General features: G+C 71.5%; 17 protein-coding genes. 12 read left to right on the forward strand and 5 right to left on the reverse strand.

All coding sequences use genetic code 11. From position 1 onward, the window contains the following. Positions 1 to 5 precede the first annotated feature (5 nt). The gene (locus D7044_RS05940; RefSeq protein WP_120688252.1) at positions 6 to 944 is read left to right on the forward strand and encodes an amidohydrolase family protein; all 939 of its coding nucleotides are present in this window, start codon (positions 6 to 8) and stop codon (positions 942 to 944) included. Positions 945 to 995: 51 nt separating this feature from the next. Beyond that, entirely contained in the window at positions 996 to 1,598 is a 603-nt protein-coding gene (locus D7044_RS05945) for a hypothetical protein (protein WP_147434594.1), read from the forward strand. A 15-nt stretch (positions 1,599 to 1,613) separates the two neighbouring features. Here the strand turns inward: D7044_RS05945 and helR are convergent, their stop codons facing one another. Next, positions 1,614 to 3,770 (reverse strand): RNA polymerase recycling motor ATPase HelR, encoded by a 2,157-nt coding sequence (helR, locus tag D7044_RS05950; RefSeq protein WP_120688254.1) that lies wholly within the window; start codon positions 3,768 to 3,770, stop codon positions 1,614 to 1,616. A 486-nt stretch (positions 3,771 to 4,256) separates the two neighbouring features. Between helR and D7044_RS05955 the strand changes: the two genes are divergently transcribed. The 10 genes from D7044_RS05955 (at position 4,257) to D7044_RS06000 (ending at position 16,680) form a co-directional block, all read left to right on the forward strand. Beyond that, entirely contained in the window at positions 4,257 to 4,841 is a 585-nt protein-coding gene (locus tag D7044_RS05955; RefSeq protein ID WP_120688255.1) for a TetR/AcrR family transcriptional regulator, read from the forward strand. After that, positions 4,838 to 5,677 carry an alpha/beta fold hydrolase gene (locus D7044_RS05960; protein ID WP_158609959.1) on the forward strand — a complete coding sequence of 280 codons (840 nt, stop codon included), beginning with the start codon at positions 4,838 to 4,840 and terminating at the stop codon, positions 5,675 to 5,677. Before D7044_RS05955 ends, D7044_RS05960 begins: the two co-directional genes overlap by 4 nt. A 348-nt stretch (positions 5,678 to 6,025) precedes the next feature. Beyond that, a complete protein-coding gene (locus D7044_RS05965) occupies positions 6,026 to 7,087 on the forward strand; it encodes a LacI family DNA-binding transcriptional regulator (RefSeq protein WP_233563562.1) in 1,062 nt (353 codons plus the stop codon). 80 nt (positions 7,088 to 7,167) lie between these two features. Further along, a complete protein-coding gene (locus tag D7044_RS05970; protein WP_120688256.1) occupies positions 7,168 to 8,472 on the forward strand; it encodes an ABC transporter substrate-binding protein in 1,305 nt (434 codons plus the stop codon). A gap of 54 nt (positions 8,473 to 8,526) precedes the next feature. Next, positions 8,527 to 9,498 (forward strand): carbohydrate ABC transporter permease, encoded by a 972-nt coding sequence (locus D7044_RS05975; RefSeq protein ID WP_120683415.1) that lies wholly within the window; start codon positions 8,527 to 8,529, stop codon positions 9,496 to 9,498. Position 9,499: 1 nt separating this feature from the next. Beyond that, positions 9,500 to 10,393: a carbohydrate ABC transporter permease gene (locus D7044_RS05980; protein WP_120683413.1), complete on the forward strand. Its 894-nt coding sequence runs from the start codon at positions 9,500 to 9,502 to the stop codon at positions 10,391 to 10,393. Next, positions 10,390 to 12,621, forward strand: a complete 2,232-nt coding sequence (gene yicI, locus D7044_RS05985; RefSeq protein WP_120683411.1) for an alpha-xylosidase — start codon at positions 10,390 to 10,392, stop codon at positions 12,619 to 12,621. The genes D7044_RS05980 and yicI overlap by 4 nt, the downstream gene beginning before the upstream one ends. After that, complete coding sequence (locus D7044_RS05990) at positions 12,618 to 14,027, forward strand: GH1 family beta-glucosidase (protein WP_120688257.1); 1,410 nt, start codon at positions 12,618 to 12,620, stop codon at positions 14,025 to 14,027. The genes yicI and D7044_RS05990 overlap by 4 nt, the downstream gene beginning before the upstream one ends. A gap of 136 nt (positions 14,028 to 14,163) precedes the next feature. Beyond that, positions 14,164 to 14,943, forward strand: coding sequence for an indole-3-glycerol phosphate synthase TrpC (trpC, locus tag D7044_RS05995; protein ID WP_233564902.1), 780 nt, complete (start codon positions 14,164 to 14,166; stop codon positions 14,941 to 14,943). A gap of 72 nt (positions 14,944 to 15,015) precedes the next feature. Beyond that, positions 15,016 to 16,680 (forward strand): AMP-binding protein, encoded by a 1,665-nt coding sequence (locus D7044_RS06000; protein ID WP_120688259.1) that lies wholly within the window; start codon positions 15,016 to 15,018, stop codon positions 16,678 to 16,680. Positions 16,681 to 16,815: 135 nt separating this feature from the next. On the opposite strand, the gene D7044_RS32250 is transcribed toward D7044_RS06000, so the two are convergent. From D7044_RS32250 to D7044_RS06015, 4 genes are all read right to left on the reverse strand, one after another. Next, complete coding sequence (locus D7044_RS32250; RefSeq protein ID WP_158609960.1) at positions 16,816 to 17,310, reverse strand: hypothetical protein; 495 nt, start codon at positions 17,308 to 17,310, stop codon at positions 16,816 to 16,818. Between the two features lie 91 nt (positions 17,311 to 17,401). Continuing rightward, positions 17,402 to 17,995, reverse strand: coding sequence for a nucleotidyltransferase family protein (locus tag D7044_RS06005; RefSeq protein ID WP_120683480.1), 594 nt, complete (start codon positions 17,993 to 17,995; stop codon positions 17,402 to 17,404). A 196-nt stretch (positions 17,996 to 18,191) separates the two neighbouring features. Continuing rightward, a complete protein-coding gene (locus D7044_RS06010; RefSeq protein ID WP_325050884.1) occupies positions 18,192 to 19,037 on the reverse strand; it encodes a GNAT family N-acetyltransferase in 846 nt (281 codons plus the stop codon). A 62-nt stretch (positions 19,038 to 19,099) separates the two neighbouring features. Continuing rightward, positions 19,100 to 20,059, reverse strand: a complete 960-nt coding sequence (locus tag D7044_RS06015; RefSeq protein ID WP_120688260.1) for an RNA polymerase sigma factor — start codon at positions 20,057 to 20,059, stop codon at positions 19,100 to 19,102. Between the last annotated feature and the right edge of the window lie 97 nt (positions 20,060 to 20,156).

The following is a 20,156-nucleotide window of genomic DNA, read 5'->3' on the forward strand; positions in this document are numbered from 1 at the left end:
GGGCGGTGGAGTCCGCTCCGGCCGACGGCTGGCACGGCGGCGACCGGGTCACCCCGGAGGTCGTCGCCGACGACGAGGGCGTTCCCGCCTTCTGGCAGGCGCTCGGCCTGCCCGGCCTCGCCGACGTGCACGTGCACTTCCTGCCGCCGCGGATGCTGCGCCGGGTCTGGGCGTACTTCGACGCGGCCGGGCCGCTGGTCGGCGCCGAATGGCCGATCCGCTATCGGTGGAGCGACGCCGAACGGGTCGCGCACCTGCGCCGACTCGGGGTACGGGCGTTCAGCGCGCTGGCGTACGCGCACCGGCCCGGCATGGCCGCCGACCTGAACCGGTGGACCCTCGACTTCGCCCGGACCACGCCCGACTGCCTGCCCTCGGCGACCTTCTTCCCCGAACCGGACGCCGCCCGCTACGTCGGCGAGGCGTTGGCGGCCGGCGCGCGGGTGTTCAAGGTGCACCTCCAGGTCGGCGGGTTCGCGCCCACCGACCCCGCGCTCGACGACGTCTGGGGGCTGCTCGCCGAGGCCGGCGTACCGGTGGTGGTGCACGCGGGGCACGCCCCGGTGGGCACCGCGCACACCGGGCCGGCGCCGTTCGCCGCCCTGCTCGCGCGGCACCCGACGCTGACCGCGGTGGTGGCGCATCTCGGCGCACCCGACTACCGGGCCTTCCTCGACCTCGCCACCGAGTACGAACGGGTCCGGCTGGACACCACGATGGCGTTCACCCCGTTCTTCGACAGGTTCGTGTCGTTCCCGCCCGAGGAGCTGCCCCGACTGCGGGAGCTGGGGCTCGCCGGCAAGGTGCTGCTCGGCAGCGACTTCCCGAACATCCCGTACCCGTACGCCGAGCAGCTTGCCGGGCTGGCCCGGCTCGACCTCGGCGACGACTGGCTGCGCGCCGTCTGCTGGGGAAACGCCGCCGCCCTCTTCGACCTGGACTGAGCCGCCGGCTGTCACAACCGATTGGCGCCCTGCTCTGAGAGAATGACCTCCATGACTGCCGCGCGGGGGATATTCCTCATCGTGATTCTGGGCGCGATCACGATGGTCGGCGCAGTTCTGGCGAACTGGATCCCTCGTCCGACTTCGCTGCGGACCCGTTGGGTGCTGGCCGGCCTGGCCGCAGTGGTGCTGGTGAGCGCGCTCCTCGGTCTGGTGGCGGAGGAGAGGCAGCAGGCGCTCGACCGGCGGCCGTTGGCGGACTGGGTGTCGGACGTGAACGACCGCTGCGCGGCCGCTCAACCGCGGGCGGTCGCCGCCGTCGAGCGCGAAAACGCGGCGCAGTCCCAACAGGAACGACTCTCCGCCATGCAGGATCTGGAAACCGCTCATTCCGGCCTGTACAAGGAGGTCAGTGGCCTCGAACCGCCGTCGGACCCGGACGACAGGGACGAGGCGAACGAGTGGCTCGACGCGTACGGAGTCCGGCTCGACCGGTTGATGAGCTTCGTGGAGAAGCTGCGGGATCTCCCAGAGCGGCCCGGTCTGGGAGAATTGCCCGCCGCAACCAGCCTCGATCAGGCGGCACAGTTGTACGTCGAGGCGACCACGACGGCGGGGCGCGTAAACGGGAATCTCGGCATCTCATGTCCTTGACCCCGTGACCGGGTGTCAGGGGCTGGTGAGGATGACTAGTTGCCGGGTCGCCCGGGTCATCGCGACGTAACGGTCGACGGCGCCCTCGATGCCCGCCCCGAACCGCTCCGGGTCGACGAGGACCACCAGGTCGAACTCGAGCCCCTTCGCCAGCTGCGGGGTCAGCGATCTGACCCGCGGCGTGCCCGGGAACGTGGGATCGCCGATGACGCAGGCGATGCCGTCGCCGTGCGCGGCGAGCCAGGTGTCGAGGATCGAGCCGAGCTCGGCGGTGGAGCCGTGTACGACGGGGACGTCGCTGCTGCGGATGGAGGTCGGCACGTTGGCGTCCGGCAGCACGGCCCGGATGACCGGCTCGGCCTCCGCCATGACCTCTCGCGGCGTCCGGTAGTTGACGCTCAACGAGGCGAGGTTGATCCGGTCGAACCCGACGCGGTCGAGCCGTTCCCGCCAGGACTCGGTGAACCCGTGCCGGGCCTGGGCGCGGTCCCCCACGATGGTGAAGCTTCGCGACGGGCAGCGCAGCAGCAGCATCTGCCACTCCGCGTCGGTCAGCTCCTGCGCCTCGTCCACGACGATGTGCGCGAACGGGCCGGCGAGCCGGTCCGGTTCGGTGCCGGGCAGCACGCTCTCGTCGATCAGCGCATCCTGGAGATCCAGTTGGCGCAGGCTCGACAGCACCCCTTCGCCGTCGTCGTAGGCGTGGGCCTCGATCAGCTCGTCGACGACCAGCGCCCGGCGCTCCCGTTCGACGGCGACGGCGGCCTCCTGCCGGCGCTGACGCCCGGACGCCTCGGCATCGCCGAGCCGCTGCCGGGCCGCGTCGAGCAGCGGCAGGTCGGAGAGCGTCCAGGCCTGGGCGTCCGCGCGCTGAAGTTTGCGGACCTCGTCGCTGGTGAGCCAGGGGGCGCATCTGCGCAGGTAGGCGGGGACGGACCAGAGGTCGCCGACGAGTTCGGCCGGGTCGAGCAGCGGCCAGGCGCGGTTGAACGCCGTTCGCAGTTCACGGTCGCGCTGCAGCGACCGGCGGACCACGTCCGGCGGCTCGTCGCCGTCGTACCTGTCCAGCAGGATCGTGAGCAGCTCCGCCCAGATCTCGTCGCGCGCCTCGTTGTGCGGGGTGCCGGGTCCGGGAGCCTCGAACGCCTCGGCCCAGTCGGCGGGGCTCAGCCGGAGGTCGGCGTCGGCGGTCGTAACCGTCGTTCCCTTCGTCGGCGGCTCCTCGTAGAACCTGACGGCCGCCTCGATCGCCTTCACCAGGTCGGCGGAGGACTTGAGCCGGGCCACCTCCGGGTCGGTCTCCGCGGTCGCCGCGGCGCCCTCGGGAACGAGGTCGCGAAGGGTGCAGGTCTGCACGTCCTCCTCTCCGAGGCTGGGCAGGACGTCGGCGACGTAGGACAGGTAGGGCTGGTGCGGGCCGACGAAGAGGACGCCACCCCGGCGGTGGCCGAGCCGGGGATCGGAGTAGCGGAGGTACGCGGTGCGGTGCAGGGCCACCACTGTCTTCCCCGTACCCGGGCCGCCGTCGACCACGAGCGCGCCGCTCGATCCGGCGCGGATGATGGCGTCCTGGTCGGCCTGGATCGTGCCGAGCACGTCCCGCATCCGGTTCGACCGGCTGCCGCCCAGGCTGGCGATGAAGGCGGACTGGTCGTCGAGTGCGGCGGCGTGCCCCTCGAACCCGTCCGGGGTGAAGACCTCGTCCCAGTAGTCGGTGATCCGGCCGCGGGCCCAGCGATACCTGCGGCGACTCGCGAGCCCCATCGGGTTGGCGTGGGTGGCGCCGAAGAACGGTTCGGCCGCGGGTGAACGCCAGTCGAGCAGCAGCCGACGCCCCGAGCTGTCCGTGAGGCCGTGTCGTCCGATGTAGACCGGCTCGGGATCGTCGGCGCTGACCATGCGCCCGAGGCACAGGTCCACGCCGAAGCGGCGCAGGGCGCGCAGGCGAGCGGCCAGCCGGCGGACCTCCTGGTCCCGGTCGAGCGCCTGCCGACCCTTGCCGCCGGGCGCCCTGCGGGCGGTGTCGAGGCGCTCGGACAGGTCGGCGGAGACCTGGGCGATGCTCTCGGCCAGGGCCGCGAAGTGCTGTTCGTCGCGGGCGATCAACGTCGGGTCGTCCTTGGCCGAGAGGCGGCCGGGAAGGTCGAATACGCCGGCGGTCTGCGAATTCAATTCGTCGCTCCCGATCTGGTTCGCTTGTCGTCCGATTGAACGCGGCAAGATCTCCGCACTGCGTTTTTCCGCAGGTCCTGGTATCGGTGAGCGATTCTGCGGCACGACCCGGGTCTTGCCGCAAGCCCCGGGGTGCGCTATAAGTTAGAAGTGGCGGGGGGCAGTCCCCCCTTTTTTCTTGCCTCCCCAATGTGTTCGTCTCCCACTGCGGATGAAACCTCCTCGCGTCGGGGATGGCTCGACCTGGGGGACGTTGAGGCGTCGGGGACGGTGGGTCCGCCCGACCGCGAGGAACCCGAGCCGATCGCGCGCTCGCGCTCCGGTCGGATGATCGCCCCGGCGGGTCCGGGCCTCGACCCGCAGCCGGCGCCCACCTGGAACGCGCCGAACAGACTTCCGCCGGGCCACCAGCCACCCTCTCGGCCCGAGCCGCGGCCGGCTGCTATCTTAGGGGCCCTAAGTTGTTGCTTAGTGAGGGAAGGTCGGATGCCACGGCAGGGTTTGACCAGCGACCGCGTCTCGGCCGCCGCGGCCGAGTTGGCCGACACGGTCGGCTTGCCCCGACTGACCGTCGCGGCGGTCGCGCGACACTTCGGGGTGACGGACGCCGCCTTGTACACGCATGTGCGCAGCCGCGACGCGCTGGTCGAGCAGGTCGCGGTGCGGGCTGCCGCCGCGTTCGCGGATCGGCTCGCGCTGGCCGTGGCCGGCCGATCCGGCCGGGAGGCCCTGGCCGGCTTCGGCGCGGCCTGGCGCGCCTTCGCCCGCGCCCACCCCGGGCAGTACGCCGCCACACAATTGCCGCTGCCGTCCGCGATCGGTACGAATTCGGCGGGCCATCTCCGCCTCATCGAACTGAGCTACGCGATGCTTCGCGGTTACGGGCTCGACGAGCCGGAGTTGACCGACGCCATCCGTTTCGTTCGCAGCACCATCCACGGTTTCGTGAGCCTCGAGAACACCGAGGGATTCGGGCATCCGCGCGACGTCGACGTCTCCTGGAGCAGCATCACCGACGCGATGCACAACACCTTGAGCAACTGGCCAAGCAGGAACAGGGAGCGGCAGTGACAACCCCCGAGAGCCACGATCAACACGTCCGGTCGGCGGACGGCACCCGCCTGGTGGTCCGGCGTACGGGCGCCGGTGATCCGGTCGTCCTGGTGCACGGGTCGGGCGGCGGACTGCACTCCTGGGCCACGGTCGCCGACCGGCTCGCCGAGGAGCACGAGGTGTGGCTGCCGGCCCGGCGCGGATACGGGCCGAGCGAGGTTCCCGCCGGAATCAAGTCCTTCGAGGACGATGTAGCCGACCTGACGGCCGTGATCCAGACGGCGGGCGGAGCCTCGGATCGGCCGGTACACCTCGTCGGAGCCTCCTACGGAGCGACCGTCGCGCTGCACACCGCCGTGGCGTCGCCGGGCCGGCTGCGTTCACTCGCCCTCTTCGAGCCTCCGCTCTTCGCGGCCGGGCCGAGGATCGCGCCCTTGCGCGACCGGTACCGGGTGGCCTTCGCGCACAACGACCAGCCGGCGATGGCCGCGACGCTCAACGAGGTGACCCAGGTCCCCGCCGAGGTCGTCGCGGCACTCGCCGCAGCGATGGGTGACCGGACCCCCGACCCGGTCGAGGCGAAGCGCTCCGCGCTGGGCTGGCTGCACGATCTCGAGGCGCTCGCCGAGGACGACCCGGAGATCGGACGCTGGTCCGCGGTGGGCGTACCGACCCTGCTGCTGCAGGGCGCCGACACCTGGGAGCCGATGCCCACCACGATGGACGCCCTCGCAGCGGCGCTTCCGCGCGTACGCCGAATCATCTGGCAGGGACAGTCGCACTTCGTGACCCATACCGCGCCCGACCTCGTGGCGGACGCCCTGCGGCAGTTCTTCGCCGAGATTCCGGCGTAACCGGACACCGGACACCGGCCGGCGGGCGGAGCCGCGGCGTCCACCGGCCGACTCCGGACCCCCTTCGGCCCGACCACCCCGGGCCGGGGCCATGATCGACTCGAAATCCCTGAGGTCGGGCCATCCGGACGTCCGGGACGGCCCGACCTCAATGAAGTCGAGTTGATCGAGCAAGCGCCCCGCACGCGGAGGGTCTGGCCGAGGATCCGGCGCATCCGGGCAGGCCACGGCTGGAAAACAACTATTGACGGCGCCGTGAACGTGTCCTACGGTTCCGTCGAAACGGTTAGTCGAAACGCTTCGACAGCCGCGTGGGAGCGTGACCAAAGGAGGTGCGCGGTGGCAACGATGCATGACGTCGCGCGCCTCGCCCGGGTCTCGGTCAGCACCGTGTCGTACGTGTTAACCGGAGCGCGCCCCATCTCCCAGGCCACCCGCGACAAGGTGCTCGCGGCCATGACCGAACTCGGCTACCAGCCCAACGCCATGGCCCGCGGCCTGGCCAGCCGGCGCAGCCGGATCGTCGGCCTGCTGATGCCGATGGACGAGCGCGGGCTCGGCGCCACCGAGACGGCCTTCGTCACCGGCGCGGCCGCCGCCGCCAGCGTCGCCGGCTACCACCTGGTCCTCTCCCCCGTCGGCGACCTCGACGACCTGCGGCGGCTGGCCAGCCAGCGGATGCTCGACGGTGCAGTGCTGATGGAGGTGCAGGTCGAGGACGAGCGGGTGGGCGCGCTCCAGGAGGCCGGCGTGCCGCTGGTGCTGATCGGCCGTACCGGCGACACCACCGGCCTCTCGTACGTGGACATCGACTTCGACCAGACCGTCCGGGAGGCGGTCGCGCACCTGGTCAGCCTCGGGCACGACCGCATCGTCTACGTGAACCACTCGGCGGCGGCCATCGCGGCCGGCTACGGTCCCGCCGTACGCACCCGCGACGCCTTCGTGGCGGCGATGACCGGCCACGGGCTGGAGCCGGTGATGATCACGGCGGAGGACAGCGCGGCCGGCGGACGCGCCGCCCTGACCGCGGCCCTCGCGCAGGCGCCCGACCTCACCGCCGTGCTGGTCATGAACGAGAATGCGATCTTCGGGATCCTCGGCGAACTGACCAACCGGGGCCTCGCGGTCCCGCGCGACGTCTCGGTGGTCTCGATGGTGACCTCACCCCAGGTCGCCGAGCTGGCCACCCCGGCGCTCACCGCGATGACCTCCCCCGGCTCGGCGCTGGGACGGATCGCGGTGGAGGCACTGCTGCGCCACGTGACCGGCACCGGCGACGACAACCACCAGCAGCTGCTGCCGTGCGCGTTGGAGGTCCGGGGCTCGACCTGCCCGGCCCCGGCGACGCTCGCCGTGAGCGTCAGCGACGGCAGCGATCCGACCGGCTCCGGCCCACCGGGGACCTGACACACGTCGGCCCGCCGCCGCGCTGCAACGCGACGACGGGCCAGGTAAGTACCGGCACGATACTCACCAGGAGGATAGCAATGAGGCAATTCCGTAGGGTGATCGCCGCAGTGGCGCTGGCCGCTACGGCCGCCACGACGCTCGCCGCTTGCGGCAGCGACGAGGGCGGTGACGGGGGCGACGCCAAGACCCTCAAGCTCTGGCATTACGAGAGCGAGAACAGCGCGATGGGGATCGCCTGGGACCGCGCCATCCAGATCTTCAAGGACGAGCACCCGGGCGTCGAGGTGCAGTTCGAGCGCAAGGCGTTCGAGCAGATCCAGCAGAACGCCGGCATGATCATCAACTCGTCCGAGGGTCCGGACCTGATGGAGTACAACAAGGGCAACGCCACCGCCGGCCTGCTCTCCTCCCAGGGCCTGCTCACCGACCTGAGCGAGGAGGCGACCAAGCGCGGCTGGGACAAGGAGCTCAGCCCCAGCCTGCAGACCACCGCCCGCTACAGCGACAAGGGCGTGATGGGCTCGGGCAACTGGTACGGCGTGCCGAACTACGGCGAGTACGTGATGGTCTACTTCAACAAGGACCTCTTCGACAAGTACGGCATCAAGGTGCCGACCACGTACGACGAGATGACCGCGGCGATGGACACCTTCGTCGGCAAGGGCGTCACCCCGCTGGCCGAGGCGGGCGCCGAGTACCCGGCCGGCCAGCTCTTCTACCAGCTGGCGCTCGCCAAGGCCGACCGGAAGTTCGTCGACGACTACCAGCTCTACAAGAACCCGGTGGACTTCAAGGCCGACCCGCTGAAGTACGGCGCGGAGACCTTCGCCGAGTGGGTGAACAAGGGCTACGTCGCCAAGGACTCCGCCAGCCTCAAGGCCGAGGACATGGGCACCGCGTTCATCTCCGGCAAGGCCCCGATGATCGTCTCGGGCAGCTGGTGGTACGGCCGGTTCAAGGACGAGATCAAGTTCAACTGGGACTCCTTCCTCTTCCCCGGTAACAAGTTCCACGCCGGCTCGTCCGGCAACCTCTGGGTGGTTCCGACCAACAGCAAGGCCAAGAGCCTCGCCTACGACTTCGTCGACATCACCCTGCGGCCGGAGATCCAGGAGCTGATCGGCAACAACGGCGGTGTGCCGGTCGCGGCCGACGCTTCGAAGATCACCGACCCGAAGAACAAGAAGCTGATCGAGAACTTCAACGTGATCAGCCAGCAGGACGGTCTGGCCTTCTACCCGGACTGGCCGGTGCCCGGCTACTACGACGTGCTGGTCTCCGGCTTCCAGGGCCTGATCAACGGCTCCAAGAAGCCCGACCAGGTGCTCGACACGATCGCCAAGCCGTACGCCGAGGGCGTCAAGGAGATCACCGGCAAGTGACACGGCGAGGGGTGGGCGCGCCCGGCGCGCCCACCCCGCCGGGAAGGATCTCCCATGGCACTCTCCGAGACCGTGGCCGGCCCCGAACGGCCCGCCACCTCCACCGAACCCACCCCGACCGGCCGGAAGCGCCGTAGCGGCAACGCCGGATACTGGCTCTACCTGCTGCCCGGCGCGGTGCTCTTCATCCTGGTCATCGGCGCGCCGCTGGTCGGCACCGTCTACCTCTCGCTGACCAAGTGGTCCGGCGTCGGCGACCCCACCTTCATCGGCCTGGAGAACTACCGCAACCTGTTCCAGGACGAGATCTTCTGGACGTCGTTCAAGAACACGCTCGCGATGATCGTCGCGATGGTCGTGGTGCCGACCCTGCTCGGGCTGGTGCTCGCCGCCGCGCTCTTCGACGTCATCGGACGCAAGTTCAAGCCACGCACCGCCGCGGCGCTGCGCGCCGCCTTCTACCTGCCGCAGGTGCTGCCGGTCGTGGTGGCCGGCATCGTCTGGGGCTGGATCCTGCGCCCCGACGGCGCGTTCAACAGCCTGCTCGACGCGGTCGGCCTCGGCGCCCTGCGGCACGACTGGCTCGGCGACCCGAACACCGCCATGCCCAGCGTGATGGCAGTGATGATCTGGGTGCAGATCGGCTACCCGGTCGTCGTCTTCATGGCGGCGCTGCAACGGGTCGACCCCGAGCTGTACGAGGCCGCCGAGGTCGACGGCGCCAACTGGTTCCGCCGGTTCCGGGCCATCACCCTGGCGCAGATCCGGCCGGAGACCTTCGTGGTGGCGCTGACCTGCACCATCGCGGCGCTGAAGGTGTTCGGCCCGGTCTTCGCGCTGACCCGGGGCGGGCCGGAGAACACGACAAACGTGCCGTCGTACTTCGCCTACTACACCTTCTTCAAGAAGCTCCAGGTCGGCTACGGCTCCGCGATCTCCACAGTGCTCACCCTGATCATCATCGTGGTGGCCGTGGTCTTCATCTGGCTGCAGTACCGCAACGAGCGCCAGGACCGGGGGGTCTGACATGACCGTCACGCTCACACCGGCCGAGAACGCGGTGACCCCGCGCCGGCCGCAGCCGGCCCGCGACCGGCACCACCGCGGCGCGAGCCGCTGGATCGTCCTCGTCCTGGTCACCCTCGGCGCGCTCGCCATGCTGGTGCCGTTCGTGTTCATGCTGCTCAACGCGTTCAAGTCGCCCGGCGACTACTCGACGGGCGGCCCGCTGAGCTGGCCGACGGAGTTCTACACCAAGGGTCTGCGCAACTACTGGACCCAGGTCGACTTCCCGCTGAAGCTGTGGAACTCGGCGCTCATCGCCGGCTCCGTCGCGGTGCTCGGCGTGATCGTGTCGCTGCTCAACGCGTACGCCCTGGGCATCGGCCGGGTCCGCGGCCGACTCTGGATCGTGGGGCTCTTCCTGCTGGCCAACATGCTGCCGCAGGAGTCGCTGATCTACCCGCTCTACTACGTCGCGAAGCAGATCGGCCTCTACAACACCCAGCTCTCGGTGATCATCATCTTCACCGTCATCCAGAGCGCGTTCGGCACCTACCTGCTCGCCTCGGTGCTCGGCACCTTCCCCCGCTCGCTGCTCGAGGCGGCGGCCCTGGACGGCGCGGGCAAGTGGAAGATCCTCTGGCGGGTGGTCTTCCCCAACCTGCGCCCGACCCTCGCGGTGCTGCTCATCTTCTTCTTCATCTGGACCTGGAACGAGTTCCTGATCCCGCTGGTCATGCTCATCGACAACTCCACGCAGACCATTCCGGTCGCGTTGGCGTCGTTGCAGGGCGACCGGCTCATGGACGCCCCGACCACCAACGCGGGTGCGCTGATCAGCCTGGTGCCGGCGATCCTCTTCTTCCTCATCTTCCAGCGCACCCTCTCGCGCGGCATCACGGCAGGAGCCGAGAAGTGAAGTTCACCGACGGGTACTGGCAACTGCGACCGGGGGTCACCGTGCTGCGCCCCGGCGCGGTGGAGTCGGTCGAGCCGGAGGAGCGCGGTCTCACCGTCTTCGCCCCCACCGGCCGGATCACCGGCCGCGGCGACACCCTGAACCGCCCGCTCGTCACCGTACGGCTCTTCTCCCCCGCCGACGGGGTCATCGGCGTCACCATCGCCCACCACCTCGGCGGGTCACCGAAGCTGCCCAGGTTCGAGCTGGCCGCCGGCGACGACCACCCGGTGAAGGTCGACGTCACCGGCCTCAACGCCACGCTGACCAGCGGCGACCTGACCGCCCGGATCGCGCTGGTCGACGGCTGGCGGGTCGACTTCCTGCACGGAGACCGGCTGCTGACCTCCTCCACCGAGCGCAGCATCGGCGTCGTCACCGACGCCGACGGGCGGGAGTACGTGCACGAGCGGCTCGGGCTCGACGTGGGCGAGAACCTCTACGGGCTGGGCGAGCGGTTCGGCACGTTCGTGAAGAACGGCCAGGTCGTCGACGTCTGGAACGCCGACGGCGGCACCGCCAGCGAGCAGGCGTACAAGAACGTGCCGTTCTACCTCAGCAACCGCGGCTACGGCGTCTTCGTCGACCACCCGGAGCACGTCTCGTTCGAGATCGGCTCGGAGGTGGTGTCGCAGACGCAGTTCAGCGTCGAGGGTCAGACGCTCACCTACTACCTGATCGACGGCCCCACCCCGAAGGACGTGCTGCGCCGGTACACGGCGCTGACCGGTCGTCCGGCGCGGGTACCGGCCTGGTCGTACGGGCTGTGGCTGTCGACGTCGTTCACCACCTCGTACGACGAGAAGACCGTCACCGAGTTCATCGACGGGATGGCCGAGCGGGACCTGCCGCTCTCGGTCTTCCACTTCGACTGCTTCTGGATGCGGCAGTTCCACTGGGTCGACTTCGTCTGGGACCCGGCGACCTTCCCGGACCCGGAGGGCATGCTGCGCCGGCTGCACGAGCGCGACCTGAAGGTCTGCGTCTGGATCAACCCGTACATCGCGCAGCGCTCGTACCTCTTCGAGGAGGGTCGCCGCCACGGCTACCTGGTCCGCCGGCCGGACGGGTCGATCTGGCAGTGGGACAAGTGGCAGGCCGGCATGGCGCTGGTGGACTTCACCAACCCGGACGCGGTCGCCTGGTTCACCGGCAAGCTCAAGGCGCTGCTCGACATGGGCGTCGACAGCTTCAAGACCGACTTCGGCGAGCGCATCCCCACCGACGTGGTCTGGCACGACGGCTCCGACCCGCAGCGGATGCACAACTACTACACCCACCTCTACAACAAGGCGGTCTTCGAACTGCTGGAGGCCGAGCGCGGGGAGGGCGAGGCGGTGCTCTTCGCCCGGTCGGCCACCGCCGGCGGGCAGCAGTTCCCGGTGCACTGGGGCGGCGACTGCGAGTCCACCTTCGTGGCGATGGCCGAGTCCCTGCGCGGCGGGCTGTCGCTGGCCGCGTCCGGCTTCGGCTACTGGAGCCACGACATCGGCGGCTTCGAGGGCACCCCGGATCCGGCGGTGTTCAAGCGGTGGATCGCGTTCGGCCTGCTCTCCTCGCACTCCCGGCTGCACGGTTCCGGCTCGTACCGGGTGCCGTGGGCCTTCGACGAGGAGGCCGTGGACGTGCTGCGGCACTTCACGCGGCTCAAGATGCGCCTGATGCCGTACCTCGCCACGGTCGCCGAGGAGGCGCATCGCGACGGGGTGCCGATGATGCGCCCGATGGTGCTGGAGTTCCCCGACGACCCGACCGCGGCGTACCTGGACCGGCAGTACATGCTCGGTCCCGACGTCCTGGTGGCGCCGGTGATGAGCGCCGACGGGGAGGTCACCTTCTACGTGCCGGCCGGGACCTGGACGCACCTGGTGACCGGCGAGCAGCTCACCGGACCGGCCTGGTTCACTGAACGGCACGCGTTCGACAGCCTGCCCGTGCTGGCCCGTCCCGGTGCGGTGATCCCGTTCGGGGACCGCGCGGACCGGCCGGACTACGAGTGGGCCGACGGCGTGCGGCTTCGTCTCTTCGCACCCACCGAGGGGCAGCGGACCCGGGTGCGGGTGCCGTCGCCCGGCAACGGGCCGGGCGCCGAGTTCGAGGTGCGATACGCGGACGGCGCGGCCGGTGCCGAACTGGTCGCCGGGGCATCGACGGGATACCACTGCGAGATCCAGGGAGTGCAGCGATGACGGGCTACGTCTTTCCGGAGAGCTTCGTCTGGGGGTCGGCCACGGCCTCGTACCAGATCGAGGGGGCGGCCGACGAGGACGGCCGGGGCAGGTCCATCTGGGACACCTACAGCCACACCCCGGGCCGGACGCTGAACGGCGACACCGGTGACGTGGCGGCCGACCACTACCACCGCTGGCAGGAGGACCTCGGGCACATCGCCGACCTCGGCCTGGGCGCGTACCGCTTCTCGATCTCCTGGCCGCGGGTGCGGCCGGGCGGCTCCGGCAAGTTCAACCAGGCCGGCATCGACTTCTACTCCCGGCTCGTCGACGGGCTGCTGGAGCGGGGCGTCCGCCCGGTGGCGACCATGTACCACTGGGACCTGCCGCAGGAGCTGGAGGACGCCGGGGGCTGGGCGTCGCGGGAGACGGCGCTGCGCTTCGAGGAGTACGCGGCCGGCATCGTCAAGGCGCTGGGCGACCGGGTGCACACCTGGACCACGTTGAACGAGCCGTGGTGCTCGGCGTACCTGGGCTACGCCTCCGGCGTGCACGCGCCCGGTCGTACCGAGCCGGCGGCGGCGCTGGCCGCGGTGCACCACCTGAACCTCGCGCACGGCCTGGCCGGGCGGGTGGTGCGGGAGGTCGCCCCGGCGGCGGACCTCTCCGTGACGTTGAACCTGCACGTCGTGCGCGGCGCCTCCGACTCGGAGGCCGACCGGGACGCGGTACGTCGGATCGACGCGCTGGCGAACCGGGCCTTCCTCGGCCCGATGCTGGACGGGGCGTACCCGGCCGACCTGCTGACCGACACGGCGGCCGTCACCGACTGGTCGTTCGTCCGCGACGGCGACGAGAAGCTCATCGCAGTGCCGCTGGACGTGCTCGGGGTCAACTACTACTCCAGCACCCTGGTCCGGGCCTGGGACGGGGTGTCGCCCCGCTCCGACGCGGACGGGCACGGCGCGTCGGAGGCCACGCCGTGGGTGGCCGCCGACGACGTCGACTTCCTGCCGCAGCCCGGCCCGTACACCGCGATGGGTTGGAACATCGACCCGCCGGCCTTCACCGAGCTGCTGCTGCGGCTGCACCGGGAGTACCCGGCCCAGCCGCTGATGATCACCGAGAACGGCGCCGCCTTCGACGACGTCGTGTCGGCCGACGGCACCATCTCCGACGACCGGCGCATCGACTACCTGCACCGGCACATCGCCGCGGTGGCCGACGCCCGGGCGCAGGGCGCGGACGTGCGGGGCTACTTCGTCTGGTCGCTGCTGGACAACTTCGAGTGGGGCTACGGCTACGACCGCCGGTTCGGGATCATCCGGGTCGACTACGACACCCAGGTCCGGACCTGGAAGCAGAGCGCGCACTGGTACAAGCGGCTCGCCGCCGGCGGCAGCCTGGAGCCGGCGACGTCCTGACCACGACGCGGGATGCCGTGCGGCGCGCACGGCATCCCGCGCCGACCCCCGCCAAGCTTGAATCGCCGTTGGTCGAAGAAGACCAGGCAGGGGTACGTTTCCCGGTGAGCCGGCGTCATCTGGGGGAACTGTGAGCGTGCTGGACGGGATTCTTGAGGGTGTCCGTGCCGACCTGGCGACCCGGCAGAGCGCCGTCTCGCTGGCCGAGCTGAAGGCACGGGTCGCCGACACGCCGCCGGCCCTGGCGGCACTCCCCCGGTTCCGCGCACCCGGCGTCTCGATCATCGCGGAGGTCAAGCGGAGCAGCCCCAGCAAGGGCGCGCTCGCCGACATCCCGGACCCGGCAGCCCTCGCCCAGCAGTACGCCGCGGGCGGCGCGGCGGCGATCAGCGTACTGACCGAGCAGCGCCGCTTCGCCGGCTCCCTCGCCGACCTGGACTCCGTCCGCCGGGCCGTGGACGTCCCGATCCTGCGCAAGGACTTCATCGTCACGCCGTACCAGGTGTGGGAGACCCGGGCCCACGGCGCGGACCTGGTCCTGCTCATGGTGGTCTCGCTCGACGGCGGGCTCCTCGCCGACCTGCTCGGTCTGGCCCGCGAGCTCGGACTGACCGCACTGGTGGAGGCGCACACCGCCGAGGAACTCGCCCGGGCCGCCGAGGCGGGCGCGGACCTGATCGGCATCAACGCACGCGACCTGACCACGCTGGAAGTGGACCGGACGGTCTTCGAGCGGCTGGCCCCGGCCATCCCGGCCACGGCGGTCGCGGTGGCCGAGTCCGGTGTCGCCGGGCCGGAGGACGTCGCGCAGTACCGGCGGTGGGGCGCCGACGTCGTACTGGTGGGGGAGGCGCTGGTGCGTTCGGGCGACCCCCGAGCCGCCGTGCGGGACTTCATGGCGGCGGCCGGCGACTGACCTCGACCGTCCACATGAGACAACGGTCACCGGATTGAACCAGCCGCCGGCCCGGAGCGTGGTCAACAAGTGATGATCTCGCACTTGCGCCCCGCCGAGGAGACGATCAGAAGACACCGCGAGTCGGGGGTGTGGCGCGACGGCGGCCCGCTCGGTGACCTACGCCGATGGCGCGACGACACCCCCGACGCGGTCGCGCTCATCCCGTACCGCGACGGCGCGCCGGCCCGGCGGCTCACCTACGCCGAGTACGCCCACCACGTCGAGCGGTTCGCGGGAGCGCTGTACGAACTCGGGGTGCGGCCCGGCGACGTGGTGGCGATCCAGCTGCCGAACCTCTGGCAGATCAACGCACTGATGCTGGCCTGCGCCCGGCTCGGTGCGACGATCGCGCCGGTGCTCACCACCATCCGCGCCCGTGAACTGGAACGCATCCTGGCCCGCGTCGGCGCCGTCGTCTGCGTGACCGTCGACAGCTGGGCCGGGTACGACCACGCCACCGCCCTGGCGGAGCTGGCGCCCCGGCTGCCCGCCCTGCGGCATCGGGTGGTGCTCGGAGAGTCGGTCCGGGACGGCGAGGTCGACTTCGTCCGCCACTTCCAGGAGACCCCGTGGGAGCGCCGGCACCCGGTGGCGCTGGACGAGGCGACCGAGGACCCCTACCGGGCCGCGCTGGTGCTCTTCACCTCCGGCACGTCGGGCGAGCCGAAGGGCATCCTGCACAGCTTCAACACCATCTACGCCGGCATCTCCGCCATCATCGCCGAGGAGCGGATCGGTCCGGATGACGTGCTCTTCATCCCGCACGCGTTCGCCTTCGTCGGGGGCGTGTTGTACGGCGTCACCATGCCGTTGCTCGCGGGAGCCGCCTCGGTGGTGCTGGACGCCTGGAGCAGGGAGGTGGCGCTGCCGCTGCTCGCCGAGACGGGCACCACCGCCATGTTCGCGGCGCCGACGTACTTCTTCGACCTGATCGCCGCGGCGCGCGAAGGCTCCCGGACGCTGCCCGCGCTGCGCCTCGCGGTCACCGGAGCAACCACCATCCCGGGTCGACTCGTCACCGAGACGCCGGGCGCGCTCGGCGTGCCGATGCGGACGCTCTGGGGAATGACCGAGGTGACGGCCCAGACCTGGACCCGCGCCGACCAGCCGGCGGACTGGGGCACCCGCAGCGACGGCCGGCCCGGTCCGGGCCTGGAGGTCGACCTGCGCTCCGTGGAGGAGATCACCCGCGAGCAGCCCGCCCGGCTCTTCGTCCGCGGCGCCGGCGTCTGCCTGGCGACGATGGGCCGCGACAGCGGGGAGCTACGGGTGCTGGCGGAGCAGGACGACGGCTGGTACGACACGGGCGACCTCGCCATCGCCGACGGGGCCGGCGGAATCCGGATCATGGGCCGGGTCGCCGACCGGATCTCCAGTCGGGGCCGAGCCATGATCCCCGTCAACGACGTCGAGACCGAGCTGCTCAACCACCCCGCCGTCGGCGACGTGGCCGTGGTCGGTTACCGGGCCGACGACGGATACGAGGACCCCTGCGCCGTGCTCGTCGCCCGGAGCACCCCGCCACCCACCCTGACCGAGCTACGCGAACACCTCGCCCAGCGCGGCATGACGCAGTGGTACCAGCCGACCCGGCTGGAGCTGGTCGACACGTTGCCCCGGAACTCGGCCGGCAAGGTCCGCAAGGAGCTGCTCCGGCGCTGGCTGAACGGCGAGGCGGAGCTCCCCACCGGCTGACCGCCGTCGTCCGGGCCGGGCGACCGGCGGCGGTGACCTCCACGCTGCCGGACCGCCCCGTCGACGTACACCTGCCCGCCCGCGTCCGCTGCCGCTGGGGCTCGTTCCGCTCGGGCGACCCGTACGAATCAGGCGTTAGGAGGGGAGGCGGGCGAACTGCTCCTCGTCGACCGGGGCGGGCTGCGGCCGCCGGGCCCGCTGGGCCAGGCCGCGTACCGCCCCGGCCGTCGCGGCGTACGCCGCCACCGGCCCGACGACGGCGAGCGCGGCGACCAGACCGGCCAGGACGGCCCCGCCCGGCGAGACGTCGGTGACCAGGGCTACCGCCGCCGCGCAGAGCGCGGCGGCGAGCATCGCGCCGCCACCGCCGATCAGGGCGCCCACGAACCGTCCCCTTCGTCGCCCCGTCGCCTCGGCGACCAAGACGGCGGGCGCCACCAGCAGCGGCACCGCAACGAAGCCGATCAGCGCGGCGACCACCACGAAGACGGGCCCGGCGAGCGGCCCGCCCGGATCGCCGTTCGTGATCACGGCGTAGCCGAGCAGGCCGAGGTAGCCCACCAGCCCTTCCGACGTGAAGACGAGCCAGGCGACCACGGCTCCGGCGACATGTCGAGCAATCGTTCCCACCGCGCACCCCCGTGCCGCTGACACGTCCGGTCGGCCGGCGGAGAGACGCTATCGCAACGGGCCGTGACCGTGGGGGCACGTATTCGCGAAGTCAGACGCCGACGCGCTGCGGCGGGACGGTCAGACCGTAGAGCGCCATCAGCTCGGGCGTGTCCACCCGGCTGCCGTCGGCCACCCGGTCACAGGCGATGTCGACGATCTGGTCCTTGTGCGCCAGCAGGTACGGCCGCGCGCCGACATCGGCGCTGGCCAGGGTCGCAATGCCGGCCCAGTGCCGGCGGCCGAAGAGCATCGGGTAGCCGCGCAGCCCGTCGTAGGTGGCGCAGACCAGCACGTCCGGGTACGGCAGGGCGGCGACCCGGCGCACTGCGGCCGAGGTCAGGCCCGGCATGTCGACGGGTACGACGACCACCGCCTCGACCAGCTCGTCGTCGATCGCGGCCAGCCCGGCGCGGATGGAGGAGCCCACGCCGGTCCCCCACGCCCGGTTGACCACCACGGTCGCCCCGGTCAGGTCGGCCGTCTCGCGCACCTGGTCGGCGGCGGCGCCGAGCACCACCACGAGCCGCTCGCAGCCCGCCTCGGTCATCGTGTCGATCATCCTGTTGACCAGGGGCTTCTCCCCCTGGTGCAGCAGCGCCTCCGGTCCGCCGATCCGGCGGCCGCCGCCCGCGGCGATGATCATTCCTGCGATCCGCTTCAGCTGCGCCCCCTCGAGCATGGGACCAGCCGGTCCCGTCCTACGGAGACTGCAACGAGCACGGCCGACCACGGGTGGCGGGGCAAATGAGAAAAATGGTGCAGCCGTTATGCACCGGAGCAGGCGATCGGGCGGCGGGCCGCCAGGACGACAGCGTCCCACCGGCCCGGACCGCCCCTCGTCAGGCGGCCGGCGACGGATCGGTGTCCGCCTGCCACCGCCAGTTCTGCCGGGCGTACCGCACGCGCAGGCCCGCGCGCTCCAGATTCGCCAGCGACTGGTTCTTCGTACCCTCCGCCGGCTGCCCCGTCTCCGCGATCAGCCACCGGCAGCCGGCCGCCCGAGCCGCCTCCGCACGGGCCGCGATCAGGGCCGACTGCACCCCCAGGTTCCGGTGGCTCGGCAGGGTCGACCCGGCGTTCAGCGCGCCGACCGGGCCCCGCACGAAGAGGTTCGCCCCGCCCACCAGGTCGGCGCCGTCCCAGACGCCGTACGGATGGAACTGGGGATGGTCGACGCTCGCGGCCAGCATCTCGGCGAGCCCCTCGATCGGCATGCCGAAGCCCCGCAGTACGACCTGCGCCCACTCGACGGCGTCGCTCTCGCCCACCGGCGCGACCCGCAGCCGGGTGCCGGCACCGGGCCGGACCTGCTCGATCGGGGCAGCGAGCTTCACCCAGGACGTCGCCGGCTCGAGCCCGTGCGCGAGGCGGATCTCGTCCCACTCCGCCGGCAGGACCGACGGCGCGACCTGGATCACCGCCCCCGCGGTGCCCTGGGCGCGGTAGAACGCGACGATCCGGTCCACCAGCTCCCGGGTGACCGGCTCGGTGAAGCCGAACCCGAGCGCCTTGCTCCAGTAAGAGACGGGGTCGTTGCGCATGGACAGGACCACGCCGCCACCGATCCGCTCGACGGCGATCCCGAGCCGCTCCTGGGCGGCCGCCGGCGTCCCCGCCTCGTACGCGTACATGAAGTCCGCCTCGGCCGCCTCGGCCATCGCGGTGGTCAACTCTTCGTTCGTCATGCTCACCTGAACAAGATGGGGGTACGGGGGCGGATAGTTCGGAACGGACGCGGTGGCCTCGGTCACGCCGCGGCGGCCGACCGCTCCAGGGGTCGACGGGCGTGGAAGAGGCGGCAACGCTGCGCCCGCCCGCTCTCGAGGTGGTGGATCCACACCGCCCTCGGCGGGCAGTGGAAGGGGTCGTCGGCCGGGTTGACCAGTTCGATCTCCCAGATGGTGAGGTCCCGCCCCGCCACCACGTTCGCGAGGTGGTGATGCACACCCGCGCCGAGGTCCCGTTCCAGCACACCGAGGACGCGTCGGCGACCGAACGACCGGTCGCCACGCGGCCAGTGCCCCTCCAGCGTCGGCGACCAGTACGCCGCGAAGGTGCCCAGGTCCCCTCGGCGGGCGGCCGACAGCGTCTCCTCGGCCCGCCGCCACCGCGCCGAGGTCAGCGACGCCGAGTCGTCATGGGCGGCCTCCGCCGTCGCCAGCACGGCCCGGGCCAACCGGTCCCGGGCCTCGGCGAGCCGGCTGCGCACCGTGCCGATCGGCACCCCGCAGGCGTCGGCGATGTCCTGGTAGGTCGTGACACCGGTGAAGTACCGCAGCACGAGCACCAGCCGCAGCGGTGGCGACAACTGCTCCAGCGCATGCCAGACCCAGTCCCGCAGCGCGTGCCGCTCCAGCGCCTCCGCCGGATCGGGTTCCGGCGAGCGCAGCGCCGCCGCGAGCGGGTCGTCGAGCGGCAGGTCGTGGCGGGCCCGTCGCGCCCGGCAGACGTTCCGGACCACCGCCCGAAGCCAGGGGCCGACCGCCTCCGGATCCCGGACGTCGCCGACGCGGCGCAGCGCCACCACCGTCGCGTCCTGCACGGCGTCCTCGGCGTCGGGACCGTAGCCGAGCAGGGTGATCGCGACCGCGAGCATGGCGGACCGGTGCCGGGCGAGCAGCAACCCCAGGGCGCTCACCTCACCGACCTGCGCGGCGCGCACAAGATCGGCGTCGGTGGGGCCGCCGCCGCGAGGAATCGCTACCATTCGCCGCAATCTACCCGCCCCGCCGGACCGGCGGCCGCTCGATACCTCGCCGGCGGGCGGCCTGCGCCGCTTCGGCGGACGGCCGAGGCCGCTCCGG

The organism is Micromonospora musae (assembly GCF_003626635.1).
GTDB lineage: Bacteria > Actinomycetota > Actinomycetes > Mycobacteriales > Micromonosporaceae > Micromonospora > Micromonospora musae.